Source organism: Fictibacillus phosphorivorans (assembly GCF_001619875.1).
Lineage (GTDB): Bacteria > Bacillota > Bacilli > Bacillales > Fictibacillaceae > Fictibacillus > Fictibacillus phosphorivorans_B.
In genome coordinates this window covers 204,890-218,029 of sequence record NZ_LRFC01000037.1, presented here as the reverse complement: position 1 = coordinate 218,029, position 13,140 = coordinate 204,890, and the positions used below count along the sequence as shown (strand labels likewise).

Annotated in this window: 12 protein-coding genes; 9 read left to right on the top strand and 3 right to left on the bottom strand. The window is 38.7% G+C overall.

Annotation, left to right across the window (positions count from 1 at the left end; all coding sequences use genetic code 11):
* The first annotated feature begins 1 nt into the window (after position 1).
* The 4 genes from AWM68_RS15835 (at position 2) to AWM68_RS15820 (ending at position 3,709) form a co-directional block, all read left to right on the top strand.
* A complete protein-coding gene (locus tag AWM68_RS15835; RefSeq protein ID WP_066243951.1) occupies positions 2-304 on the top strand; it encodes a rhodanese-like domain-containing protein in 303 nt (100 codons plus the stop codon).
* Positions 305-648: 344 nt separating this feature from the next.
* Complete coding sequence (locus AWM68_RS15830; protein ID WP_066243948.1) at positions 649-2,568, top strand: putative bifunctional diguanylate cyclase/phosphodiesterase; 1,920 nt, start codon at positions 649-651, stop codon at positions 2,566-2,568.
* Positions 2,569-2,795: 227 nt separating this feature from the next.
* Entirely contained in the window at positions 2,796-3,431 is a 636-nt protein-coding gene (locus AWM68_RS15825) for an SDR family oxidoreductase (protein ID WP_066243945.1), read from the top strand.
* An 89-nt stretch (positions 3,432-3,520) separates the two neighbouring features.
* On the top strand, positions 3,521-3,709 hold the full coding sequence (locus tag AWM68_RS15820; protein ID WP_066243942.1) for a sporulation protein Cse60: 189 nt from the start codon (positions 3,521-3,523) through the stop codon (positions 3,707-3,709).
* A 494-nt stretch (positions 3,710-4,203) separates the two neighbouring features.
* Here AWM68_RS15820 and AWM68_RS15815 read toward each other — a convergent pair whose 3' ends face one another.
* The gene (locus tag AWM68_RS15815) at positions 4,204-5,466 is read right to left on the bottom strand and encodes an NAD(P)/FAD-dependent oxidoreductase (protein WP_066243939.1); all 1,263 of its coding nucleotides are present in this window, start codon (positions 5,464-5,466) and stop codon (positions 4,204-4,206) included.
* 260 nt (positions 5,467-5,726) lie between these two features.
* Here AWM68_RS15815 and AWM68_RS15810 point away from each other — a divergent pair, with 260 nt between their 5' ends.
* The gene (locus AWM68_RS15810) at positions 5,727-7,331 is read left to right on the top strand and encodes a putative polysaccharide biosynthesis protein (protein ID WP_066243936.1); all 1,605 of its coding nucleotides are present in this window, start codon (positions 5,727-5,729) and stop codon (positions 7,329-7,331) included.
* Positions 7,332-7,385: 54 nt separating this feature from the next.
* On the opposite strand, the gene AWM68_RS15805 is transcribed toward AWM68_RS15810, so the two are convergent.
* The gene (locus AWM68_RS15805) at positions 7,386-7,820 is read right to left on the bottom strand and encodes a DUF6884 domain-containing protein (protein ID WP_066243933.1); all 435 of its coding nucleotides are present in this window, start codon (positions 7,818-7,820) and stop codon (positions 7,386-7,388) included.
* Positions 7,821-7,922: 102 nt separating this feature from the next.
* On the opposite strand from AWM68_RS15805, the gene AWM68_RS15800 reads away from it, so the two are divergent.
* Both AWM68_RS15800 and AWM68_RS15795 read left to right on the top strand, forming a co-directional pair.
* Positions 7,923-8,651, top strand: a complete 729-nt coding sequence (locus tag AWM68_RS15800) for a pseudouridine synthase (RefSeq protein WP_066243927.1) — start codon at positions 7,923-7,925, stop codon at positions 8,649-8,651.
* Between the two features lie 41 nt (positions 8,652-8,692).
* Positions 8,693-9,337: a PRC-barrel domain-containing protein gene (locus tag AWM68_RS15795; protein ID WP_066243924.1), complete on the top strand. Its 645-nt coding sequence runs from the start codon at positions 8,693-8,695 to the stop codon at positions 9,335-9,337.
* Positions 9,338-10,058: 721 nt separating this feature from the next.
* Here the strand turns inward: AWM68_RS15795 and AWM68_RS15790 are convergent.
* A complete protein-coding gene (locus AWM68_RS15790) occupies positions 10,059-10,277 on the bottom strand; it encodes a DeoR family transcriptional regulator (protein ID WP_066243921.1) in 219 nt (72 codons plus the stop codon).
* 417 nt (positions 10,278-10,694) lie between these two features.
* Between AWM68_RS15790 and AWM68_RS15785 the strand changes: the two genes are divergently transcribed.
* Positions 10,695-11,702: a potassium channel family protein gene (locus tag AWM68_RS15785; protein ID WP_066243916.1), complete on the top strand. Its 1,008-nt coding sequence runs from the start codon at positions 10,695-10,697 to the stop codon at positions 11,700-11,702.
* A gap of 23 nt (positions 11,703-11,725) precedes the next feature.
* A complete protein-coding gene (gene pepV / locus AWM68_RS15780) occupies positions 11,726-13,132 on the top strand; it encodes a dipeptidase PepV (protein ID WP_066243914.1) in 1,407 nt (468 codons plus the stop codon).
* Positions 13,133-13,140 lie beyond the last annotated feature (8 nt).

Below are 13,140 nucleotides of genomic sequence, written 5' to 3'. Positions count from 1 at the left end.
CATGGAAAATGAATTACAAGAGGTTTCACCATCCGAAGTAAAACAATTATTAAAGGATGGAAAAAAGATTTCCCTGATTGATGTTCGTGAGGATGAGGAAGTAGCTGAAGGAAAAATTCCAGAAGCGGCTCATATCAAAATGGGTGATATACCTGATCGTTTAAATGAGATTGACAAAAATAAAGAACACATCATCATCTGCCGTTCAGGACGACGCAGTGAAAATGTGGCTTACTTCCTGCAAGACCAAGGCTACAAAGTAAAGAATATGACTGGCGGCATGCTGGAATATAATAAAAACTAAGTAAAACTCTCTGCTCATGTTTGATGGGCAGGGAGTTTTTTCTTTTTAAACGGTGTTACTCCCGATTAATTATGTAGAACTGCCAGTTAAAAGCGCTAAAGATTTTCAGACTATCTTTTTCCAACGGACAATATTCCAAATTGTATTTTATAAGAAGACAAAGCGTCTTTGCGGAAAATTAATTTCACGTTAATGAATTTCAAGCTAGATTCTCCAATTTAAGAATTAAAGAAGTAGTTTTTGAAAGAACAAAACCTTTTGACAATCTAATTTACTATGTATTTGTGAAAAATTTCAGGAAGCAGCCGATAGAATAGGTATACTTATTAGCCGTGGAGGCTCCCATGCCATTAAAACATTCAAAAACCAAAAAGTGGATTAATATCATTGCAGTTTTATTTACTCTGCATGTTGTAAGCACTATAGGCTTAATATACAGTCGAAACTATCTCATGTACGGTTTTGACCTTAGCATAGTGGCACTTTTCGGAGTGTTAGTCTATAAAATGCTTAGAGTTAAAGATTCTTATGCAATTGACCTAGAGCAAGAAATCTTAAAACATAAAGAAACTCTTATAGAGTTAGAGGCAAATCGAATTAAACTTCAAAATATATTTGACAGTATTGATGTGGCCATTTGGTCGCATAATCTCGAAACTGATAAGCTGCTCATTACATCAGGTATTGAGAAATTGTATGGTTACCCGATGCAAGCTTTCTATGACGACGCAGAATTGTGGAAAAAAGTGATACACCCAGATGATGATGGGATTATTAAAAAGCGAGCTCAAGATATTCAAAGCGGGATGATTGCGACAAGTGAGTATCGAATTCTGAGGCCAAATGGCGAGATCCGATGGATTCATGACAGAGGTATACCGTTTTTAAATGAAAAAAATGAACTAGTCGACTTTAACTCTATCCTCATTGATATAACCGAGCGAAAACGTGCAGAGATCACCATTCAACACATGGCCTATTATGATGAATTAACAGGTCTTCCAAATCGCAATATGTTTATGCAAACCATTGAAGATCAAATGAAAGAGGCCGAACTGAAAAAAAACAACCTTGCTTTGTTGTATTTAGATCTTGATCGTTTTAATGTTTTGAATGATACACTTGGACACAGCTTTGGCGATCTATTGCTGCAAAAAGTGGCAGAACTTTTAAAAATCACTGTGGATTCTAAAGGGAAAGTGTTTAGAAGAAGCGGTGATGAATTTCTGATTCTTATCCAATTTAATGATGAGTCTGAAATTAAATCGATAGCAGAAGATATCATTCAGGCTTTTACAAAACCTTTTATGTTGAGTGGACAAGAGGTGTTTATTACACCGAGCATCGGGATCAGCACATACCCAGGCAATGGATCTGATAGTGAAACGCTTTTAAAGCGAGCGGATTCTGCTCTTTACCAAGCAAAAGAGGTTGGCCGTAATACATATCAGTTTTTTACGGAACAACGTGACGGAAAGATGGAAAGAAGGTTAAATCTTGAACATGGCTTAAGAAAAGCCTTAGCAAATGACGAATTCTTTCTTGTGTATCAGCCTTTAGTACAAATTGATACAAAGAAGATAGCGGGAGTAGAAGTATTGCTGCGCTGGAAAAAAGAAGATGAAGGCATCATTTCACCAGCAGAATTTATTCCGATTACTGAAGAAACGGGAATGATTATCACGATTGGAGATTGGGTATTAAAGAACGCCTGCCTGCAAGGCGTAAAATGGCATCGGAATGGTTTTCAGGATCTCTTAATTTCAGTTAACATCTCAGTCAGACAACTGCTCGAAGAAACTTTTATTGAGAGAGTAGAGAGCATTCTCTCTGAAACAGGTTTCCCGGCGTCCTCGCTAGAATTAGAGATTACAGAAAGCACGACCATGCAAAACATGAATGAAGCTCTTCCTATTTTGATCCGTTTAAGAGAGAAAGGAATTCGTATATCTGTTGATGACTTTGGAACAGGGTATTCATCATTAACCTACTTAAGACAATTGCCTGTTGATACATTAAAAATAGATAAGCTGTTTGTTGATGATATATTGACAGATTTAAAAGCGGGAGCCATTGTGAAAACGATTATTGATATGGGGCATAACCTCGATTTTTGCGTCATTGCTGAAGGCATTGAGAGCTGCAAGCAGATTGAATTCCTTTTAGAGCTAGGGTGTTTGTATGGCCAAGGTTATCACTTGTACAAACCGCTCCTTGCCGATGACTTAGAAATTCATTTACAAAATAATATGGTTATAAATTAAAAAGCCGCGATTTCCAGCGGTTTTTTTGTTTTTTTTAAATACTAGATTCATGTTTTGTAAACGGAGAATATTAACTTGAAACAAATACACTTATATGAAAAATAAATGTACCTTTCAGGAGGCATAGGTAAGCATACAATTTACACTTGCACACACCACAACATGTTTTACATTTCCTAATTCGTGAAACACTACATAAGTAGAGAAAAAGAAGGAGTGGGTAGGTATTGAATATACTTGTAATCGGAGCAAACGGTAATATTGGTAAGTTAACTTGCAATATACTCGCGGAACAAGGTCACTCCGTGAAAGCGATGGTTAGAAAAGAAGATCAGCAAGAGCATTTTCAGCATCCAAATATTGAGGCTGTCTTAGGAGACTTAGAACAGGACTTCGAACATGTGTTTAAAGACATTGATACGGTCATTTTCACAGCTGGATCCGGAGGCCATACAGGTCCGGAAAAAACAGACGCAGTGGACTATGAAGGTGCTGTAAAGTCCATTGATCTAGCTGAAAAACACCATCTGAACCAATTTATTATGGTAAGTTCAATTGGTGCAGATACTCCAGAAAAAGGTCCAGAAGGCTTGCAGCATTATTTAGAAGCGAAAAGAAAAGCGGATAACGTGCTTTTGGAGAGCTCATTAAATTATACGATTCTTCGTCCCGGCGCACTAACAGACGAAGAGGGCATGGGCTTGATTCAAGCCAAGAAAAAATTAAATGAGCAGGGTTCTATTCCGCGTGCTGACGTGGCAAGAACGATTGCTTTATGTCTTGGAAATGAAAGGGTCAGCCACCAAGTCTTTGAACTGATTGAAGGCGAAACTCCTATTCAGACAGCGCTCGAAAATCTGTAAGACAAAACTAGTCAAATCCCAACAAAGGAAAAGCATCCTCTAAAGCCGAAAGGAGAACAAAATCTCTAGGCTAAAGGAGGATGCTTTTTATGATTCAAGTGAAGATTTTTGACGAAGATCATGAAGATGACTTAGAGGAGAGTGTGAACGAATTCTTGAGTGTGATTCCTCCAGAAAAGATAGTAGATATAAAGTATCAGATAGCGGTCTGTGATAACGTTCATTCTGAGGATGAGACAATGTTTTCCTTTTCTGCGATGATTATTTATAAAAAATAGGATAAAGTTGTTTGTGTGCGCAGTCGTTTGGGTGGTGTACAGACACTCCGGGAATTTGCGTGGCGGGAGGTGGTGAATCTGAATTGGACAGATTATCGGCTGAATCGGACAGATTATATTGTAGATTGGACAGAATATGTGACCAATCCGACAGATTAATCTTCTAATCGGACAGATTCTCTCACCAATTGGACAGATAACCGTCATCAACAAAAATACTGCTTTCATTTACTGACGTCTGTAACGTGCTTACTGTCGACTTTTACGAAAATACTATCCACTTTTACGAAAATACTGTCCACTTATTGAGTTTTACTGTCCACTTTCGCTGATTTACTGTCCACTTTCGTACGATTCCACTCTTTCACAGCATAAGTAAGCATTACAACACTGAAGCAGCTATTTACGCGAACTCCTCGATTGTACATTAAAACACATTACGTAAATGGACGTGACCCAAAAATGGATCACGTCCTCTGTTTTCAAGTAAGACACTAGCTCAATGCATGATAAGCTGCGTTTGTTCCTGCGATGTTTCCGGTCACAAATGCAACTGTGATATTGTAGCCGCCCGTGTAGCCGTGGAGATCTAGAATTTCTCCGCAGAAGAATAGCCCTTCTTGTTTCTTTGATGCCATCGTCTGAGGAGCGATTTCTTTTACAGAAACACCACCGCCTGTTACGAAAGCTTTTTCGATCGATAATGTTCCATTGACTGTAAATGAAAAACTTTTCATTTGAACAGTTAACTGCCGCAGTGCTTGTTTAGGAACTTGGTCGGCTGTTGAGTCACCATCAATCTCAGCTCTCTCAATTAAAAAGTGGAGAAACTTTTCAGGCAAGAGGCCTTTAAGTACATTTTTAAATGCCTTTTTAGGTTCTGCATCAACCTTTTGCTGCAAGATCGTTAGAAGTGATTCTTCATTTTCATCGGGAAAAGAATCAATTCTCATCTCAATAGAAGGAACATCAAATTTCTTTAGCGCCTTTACTACGTATTGGCTGCAACGTAATGCAGCTGGTCCTGAAACGCCAAAATGGGTAAAAATCATGTCCATTTGATGAGCTTTAATCAGTTTTCCTTTTGGGTTCCAAACAGAAAGGGCAACATTTCGCAAAGAGATTCCCTGCAGTGTTTTTTGTTTGATAAACAGTTCATTTGAAGTGATTGGAACCTCGGTCGGGTACAGTTCAGTGATCGTATGCCCTGCTTTCTTTGCCCACGCGTATCCGTCTCCAGTAGAGCCTGTATGCGGAACAGATTTTCCACCAACCGCGATAACGATAGACTTTGTTTGAAGTGTCTCACCATTCTGCAGGATGATCTCATGTAGCTCATCTCCATAATGTACGGTTTTTACAGGTGTGTTTGTCCGAATCTGAACACCAAGTTGTTTAATTCTTTGTAAAAGAGCAGCAACTACATCTGTCGCTTTGTTTGAGACAGGAAACATTCTGCCGTGGTCCTCTTCTTTCAGCTGGATGCCGAGTCCCTCAAAAAAATTGATAATATCTTCATTATTAAAAACCGAAAATGCACTATATAAAAAACGGCCGTTTCCAGGTATGTGTTTAATGATCTCTTCAACAGGCAGGCGGTTCGTGACATTGCAGCGTCCGCCACCTGAAATTGCAAGTTTCCGCCCCAGTTTTTCTCCCTTATCAATAAGAAGAACAGAAGCTCCGTTCGAAGCAGCTCCAACACTGGCCATAAGACCTGAAGGGCCACCGCCAATCACGATACAGTCATAAATCATACAATCCCAACTTTCTTAAACGTTCAAGTCTAAAAATCATTTCATACAATAGCATAGCTTATTGAAAAAGACTATGCTTTTCATAATCCTTACTTTTTTGCAAAAAGTTAAATGAGGTAACATCTTCTTTTTATGTGATACAATATCAATAATGTTTTTGGCGTTTTACGTCAATAAGAATTAAAGACTAGGTTAAGCCTGACGGAAACATCAGCAGTCGGGCAAATTTTATTTAGATGATTAGTAGGAGCTGAAAATAGTTGTCTCGATTACTTCGTGGAACATTGATCTTATCCGCTGCAACATTTTTTTCTAAATTCATCGGATTGATCTTTGTTATTCCATTTACAAATCTAGTAGATGAACAAGGTATGGCTCTATATGGCTATGCTTATATTCCATATACCATATTACTTAGCATTTCCACAATGGGAGTTCCGCTTGCTGTTTCTAAATTCGTATCTAAATACAATGCTCTTGGAGATTACGCAACAGGCAGAAAACTTCTGAAATCCGGTTTGCTCGTTATGACCCTAACAGGAACTCTGGCATTTATTATTCTTTATATGTTAGCGCCTGTTCTAGCTCAACAAATCATTAGTGAAAAAGGCGGACAAGGAAATAGCATAGATGACATTACGTTAGTTATCCGCATGGTGAGTACAGCTTTAATTATCGTACCATCGATGAGCTTGATCCGCGGATATTTTCAAGGTTTTCAGTCGATGGGACCTACAGCTGTTTCACAAGTTGTCGAGCAGATCGTACGGATCGTGTTTATTCTTGTAGGTAGTTATGTTGTAATCCATTTATTAGATGGTGATATAACAACAGCTGTAGCACTCTCTACCTTTGCTGCAACCCTTGGTGCAGTTGCAGGTCTGATTGTTCTGATCTGGTACTGGGTAAAGCGAAAGCCGCATCTAAAAAAGATGTATGACCAAAGTAAGTCAGTTGCAGATATTTCATTAGCAGATATTTATAAAGAAACGATTAAATACGCGATTCCATTTGTAGCAGTTGGCCTTGCGATTCCCCTTTATCAGATGGTGGACCAGTTCACAATCGTAAAGACACTGAAAAGTATGGATTATACGCAAGATAAAGCGGAAGCAGTATTTGCGATCATTACACAGATTGCACATAAACTTGTTATGATTCCGGTTTCCCTAGCAACAGCTTTAGCACTGACGCTGATTCCAGTTATAACGAAATCATTCACACAAAATAACGAAGAAGTGCTTCATAAGCAGATTACACAAACCTTCCAAATGGTGTTGTTTCTAACCGCACCAGCAGCGATTGGATTAACGGTTCTTGCTTATCCGGCATACGGAGCACTCTTTGGGATGTCTTCCATGGATACAGGCGGTTATTATCTTCAATGGTACGCGCCAACAGCGTTATGGTTTGCGATGTTCACGGTAACAGCAGCCATTCTGCAAGGTCTGAACCAGCAGCGATACGCATTTATCAGTTTGTCAGCGGGTTTTCTTGCAAAACTTCTTCTGAACAAGCCATTGTTATTGCTGTTTGGGGGAACAGGTTCAGTAATTGCAACAGATATTGGTTATACTCTTTCTATCTTGTTTAACCTGTATATCGTAAAAAAATACAGCGGCTTTTCATTTAAATGGGTTTATCGCAGAACAGTACTTATTTCTTTATTTTGCGCAGCAATGGCCGTAGCTGTTATGGGAGTATCTAATCTTTTAGGTGATTCAGAAACAAGACTAGATACGATCATTAAACTGACAGCAGGTATTCTTACAGGAGGAGCGGTCTATGTTTTCCTAAGCTACCGTTCAGGATTGTTAAATATAATTTTAGGAGACCGTATCCCTTTTTTGAAACGCAGAAAATAGGAAAATAAAAAGAAGGCTGATAGAGAGCCTTCTTTTTATTGCGGTGATGTGATGTTATTTTTTAACGGGATTTTGTTCATCGTACCATTTTAGTTGATTTCCAATGCTGTAGCCTTCGAGTGGAACTTCAAATTGAAATCCTGCTTTCTCTAGTTCTGGCTGCAAGAATTCACGGTATACCCAACCACCATGAATAAAGATTTTACATTGTGAGGGCTTATGATAGTGTTCAAGATCTTGAATAACTTTTTGAGCCCACTCCCGTTTTTCAGATGCAGAAAAATTTTTGATGGAAACATTATACGGTTCAATGTATTTGTCTCTCGTTAAAAGACCTTCTTTTGCACTAAAGAAGTAAAAATCATCATAATGCTGCTGTGCGTATTGAACAGATTTTACAAATAGAGGACTTATGTATAAATCTATTGCTGCCGAAGGGTTTGAAGCTTTTTTTCGTGCAGTTGCTAAAAGACCTATTTTCCTTTTCATTCCAATTCCTCCTATAGTACTAAATTACCCCGTTTTTTCAAAAATCAATCAATTTTTTACAATAATATAGGAAAAATAGATCATTACTGGAGGTTGTTATTTATGAGAATTGATAAATGGTTGTCAAATACAGGCTATGGAAGCAGAAAAGAAGTAAAGCACTTATTAAAATCAGGTGCAGTGAAGTTGAACGGTTCCGTAATAAAAGACCCTAAAACACAAGCTGATCCGGAGAAAGACCACGTATTGGTTCACGAAGAAGAGGTTATATATAAAGAATTCATCTACTTAATGATGAACAAACCTCAAGGTGTCATTTCTGCTACTGAAGATACCAGGCATGAAACAGTTGTAGACCTGCTTTACATGGAAGACCAAAATTTTGAACCATTTCCTGTCGGAAGGCTTGACATAGATACTGAAGGATTATTAATTTTGACCAATGATGGACAGTTGGCTCATACTTTGCTTTCTCCTAAAAAACATGTACCCAAAACATATTTTGCAAAAATAAATGGATCTATCCCTGATGATGCGTTTGCCACCTTCAAAGAAGGCGTTATTTTGGAGGATGGATATAAAACAAAGCCCGCTTATTTAAAGGTGCTTCAGAATAACACAGATGAATCAGAGATCGAACTTACGATTACAGAAGGAAAGTTTCATCAAGTAAAACGAATGTTTGAAGCAATCGGAAGAAAAGTAGTATACCTGCAAAGAATTCAGATGGGTCAATTAAAACTAGATGAATCACTGGATTTAGGAATGTACCGCGAATTAACAGAAGAGGAACTTAGCTTACTGTCTTTAAAAGAGGATGTTTTTGAATAATTTATAAGGGGTATCTTCCAATAAAAAGGAGATGTCGCTCAATGAAATTATCTGCGGAAAAATTAGTGGGTGTAAAAGCTCAAAATGTAACAGCAGATGTAGATGTAACAGAACAAACTGAGCATACAATTAACGATATTCTATTTAACATGTATGAACATCGTCTATGTTATTTTACGTATACAATGGAAAACTACAGCAATCAACGAGAAGAAGTGCCGGCTGATAAGCATATGGAGACAGTGGTTGCCGCGACGTCAGGGATTGGTACTCAGAACACACCATTTACAGGGAGTGCTCATTCTGAAACCAATGAGAGCTACACAAAAGATACGTTCTTCATTCCATGGCATCAGGTAAAGGATTTTAATGAAGACAAGCTAGTATTCGCTGGGATCGAACAGCAAAGAGACGAACCCAAAGAATGTTATTCCTTTAGGACGATAAAAGATTGGTCTGTGATTGATCAAGATGGTGAAAAGATTGGAAAGATCAAAGACCTAATTATTGATGCAGATCGTCAGCAAGTCATTGGATTTTCTCTCTCAGAAGGGTTCTGGAAAAACTTATTTGGCAACGACGATAAATTTATGCCTGTGTCTGGGAAACCAGATTGGGCAAACCAAGAGTGGAAAATCGAAAGAACACCTGATCTGCTCTTGAAAAACAGCGCTGAGGAAATTTAATTCTTATGCGGACGATATAAAATCAGTGTTGGTTATTTAAGAACGCTCTTTTTTAGTAGATGGTTGCTTTCAAATGTTGTCTTCTAAGATTAATGATTGGAGTGCAAGGTGCGTGCCTACCACTTGAGAAGCTTCTCGCGAGGCATGCGACGAGGAAGCTCGCTACGTTAGCCTTAACTTGTAGACGCAGGAGCAAGGATACCACTTGAGAAGCTTCTCGCGAGGCAAGCGACGAGGAAGCTCGCTACGTTAGCCTTAACTTGTAGACGCAGGAGCAAGGATACCACTTGAGAAGCTTCTCGCGAGGCATGCGACGAGGAAGCTCGCTACGTTAGCCTTAACTTGTAGACGCAGGAGCAAGGATACTTCTTGAGAAGCTTCTCGCAAGACATGCGACGAGGAAGCTCGCTACGTTAGCCTTAACTTGTAGACGCAGGAGCAAGGATACTTCCTTGAAAGCGGGCAGGTGAGACACTTAAGAGTGAAACGTAAGAATGTGGCTCACCGCATGCACCAAGGAAAGCGAGTAGCCTGGAACGGAGATCAATCTTTCCAATAGCAACAAAGTTTGCTGATAAGAACAAAACGTCACTATAAATGGCATCTTTTAAAGGTATAAACGACTTACATGAACATTAAGCCAAAAAAATCCCCGCTATTCATTTATAGCGGGGTTATTATTTATGCTTATCCGTATTTTTTTTATAACTTTATTTGTTATTTAAGAAACCTTAACTTTCTTTCCCGTTGTTTCCCACATACCTCGGGCAGGACTTGTTACTAAATTGTTGTAAGAGAGAACATTCAAATCTCTCTGGATGGTGCGCTGTGTAGTTCCAAATTCTTCAACTAGTTCTCGTGTTGTTACAGTACCTTTCTTGCGAATAAACAAATACAGGGCTTTCACACGATTCAACATTCTGTCAGTTGAAGGACTCAAAAAACCACTCCTTGTTATTTAGATAGTTGTTAACACACTATATGATACCAGTTTAAAGTTAATGAAATATGAATAACGTATTACAATCATTTTAATCTTCTTTTAATATTCTATATACAAAAAAGCGAAGAAGCCCTATTGGTTCCTCCGCTGCGTAAGCCATTACATGTTTTAAAACGTTCAAAAGATGTCTGTGCGGCTATGCAGCAAAACCTCATTACGAACATATGATCCCCCGAAAAATGAGGATTTGTCAGTTAAGCAACCCACACCTCCCATTTACGCACCATTATACACGAAAGTCCGTACTTGTCAACATCTAATATATCCCAATTACTTGAAACTATCTCACCATTTTCAAAGGGAATAAGGTACAATATAAGGGTTAAAAAGTCGTGTTATGTTAGGAGCGATAAGGTGTATATTTTGCAGAGGGTAATGAATCGCCTGTTCGTAATAAACAAACTTGGAATTTTCTCCTTTACTTTTTTTATCGTCATTTTTTCTTCAATTGTAATGCATAGATTAGAACCCAAAACATTTCCACGGTGGTTTGATGCGCTTTGGTATGTAATGACAACTGTAACAACGGTAGGGTATGGTGATTTTTATCCAGTCTCAGTTGCAGGCAGAATTTATGCCATATTTATTTTTTTGGTCGGCATTGGGATTGCAGGTCTAGCAATCGGAAAACTTGTTGAAGCACTGGGAGCTCATCGAAAACGCAGGGAGGAAGGCCGGTTGACTTTTAGAGGGAAAAATCATTTTGTAATCATTGGGTGGTCTGAAAAAGCGAAATATGCTGTTAGTGAGATTATTGAGACTCATCCTGAACTTGAAATCGTACTTATTGATCAACTCGCTGTAACGCCGATGACACATCATAATCTTCATTATGTTCAAGGTGATCCTTCGATGGAATCTACTTTAAATCAGGCGAATCTTAAAGAAGCAAAATCTGTACTGGTCTTTTCGGATGACTCTATTCAAGACTCGGCATTAGCTGATGGTAAAACACTCTTAATCGTAACTTCAGTGGAAAGATTAACGCCGGATATACATAGCACAGTTGAAATTAAAAAAGAAGAACACATTAAGAACTTTAGGCACGCTAAAGTAGATGAGTTTGTTTTAAGTCATGAAACGGTATCACGTATGGCAGTGCGTTCAGCTTTTTCGAAAGGAATTACAGACATCTATACTCAGCTTCTCTCGCATAAAGAAGGGGAGAATTTGTTTGAAGTTCGAAAAAAGGCAGAATGGAAAACGTACAAAGATGCTTTTGAAGGTTTACTAAGACAAGGAGCTACATTAATCGCAGACGGAAATGACTTGGCGATCAACCAAAAATTAGATGAACGAATTCGGGATGATGCACGCTTATATATCATATGCAGCAAAAACGTTTACGAATCGTTGAAATAAGTCGTATAGAGAGGTGCTTTACTATGAATCAGGTCAATTGGAAAAAAGAAGTTGAGGTAAGAAAAGAAGAATTAATGGAGGACACAAAAGGTCTTTTGCGCATTCCAAGTCTTCTTGATGAGGAAAATGCGAAAGAAGGTGCGCCTTTTGGACCCGAAATCGAAAGGGCATTAACTTATTTGCTAAACCTTGGGAAAGAAAGCGGTATGACCATTAAGAATGTGGACGGGTTTGCTGGACATATTGAAATCGGAAGCGGAGATGATATCGTAGGTGTTCTTTGTCATGTTGATGTTGTCCCTGCTGGTGAAGGGTGGTCTGTAGATCCTTTTGGTGCAGAAGTTAAGGATGGCAAAATCTTTGCAAGAGGTGCGATCGATGACAAAGGTCCGACAATGGCTGCGTTCTATGGAATGAAGATCATTCAGGAACTACAGCTTCCTTTATCTAAGAGAGTCAGAATGATCATTGGTTGTGATGAAGAAAGTAACTGGCAATGCGTAAGACATTATTTTAAGAAAGAAGAAATGCCATCAATCGGATTTGCTCCTGATGCTGATTTTCCAATCATCTCTGCTGAAAAGGGAATATTTGATGTAGAATTTAGTATTAAAGGAAGTGACACCACAGAAAATGAAGGGTTGAAGTTAATATCCTTCAAATCTGGTGAGCGCTTAAATATGGTACCTGATCGAGCGGAAGCTAAAATCCAGGGTAATGGATCGGATGACCTGCAACAAGCGTTCGAAACCTTTGGAAAGGCAAAGGGAATAGAGTGTCAGGCTTTAATTGAGAATGATGCACTCATCCTAAAGGTTAAAGGTAAATCAGCGCATGGGAGTACACCAGAAATAGGAATGAATGCAGGTCTATTACTTGGAGAATTTTTAAACAGCTGCTCCTTTACAGGACAAGCTAAGACTTTTCTTAACTTGCTTGAAGATGTGACGGGGGAGCATACCGGAAATAAACTGGGAATTGCTGCGGAAGATGAAGCCAGCGGAAAATTAACGGTAAACGTAGGGGTCATTGTTTTTAAAGAAGCAGAAGGCGGAAAAATAGGGATGAATGTACGCTATCCTGTTACACACGATAGTGAAGTTATTGAGAGAATATTAAAAGAAAGAGCAATTTCAGGTGATTGGTCGATGAGAATGATTGAAAACAATCCGCCTAACTATGTTGAAGAGAACCATCCATTAATTAAAACACTGCAAAAAGTGTATGAAGAACAAACGGGCAAAAAAGGTGAGTTGATGGCCATTGGCGGAGGTACTTACGCGCGTTCATTAGAAACGGGTGTAGCATTCGGAGCATTGTTCCCCGGAAGGGAAGATGTTGCGCATCAGAAGGATGAGCATATGTTTGTAGAAGATTTGCTTCTTGCTTCAGCGATCTATGCACAAGCCATTTATGAATTGGCAAAATAGTTGTAAGT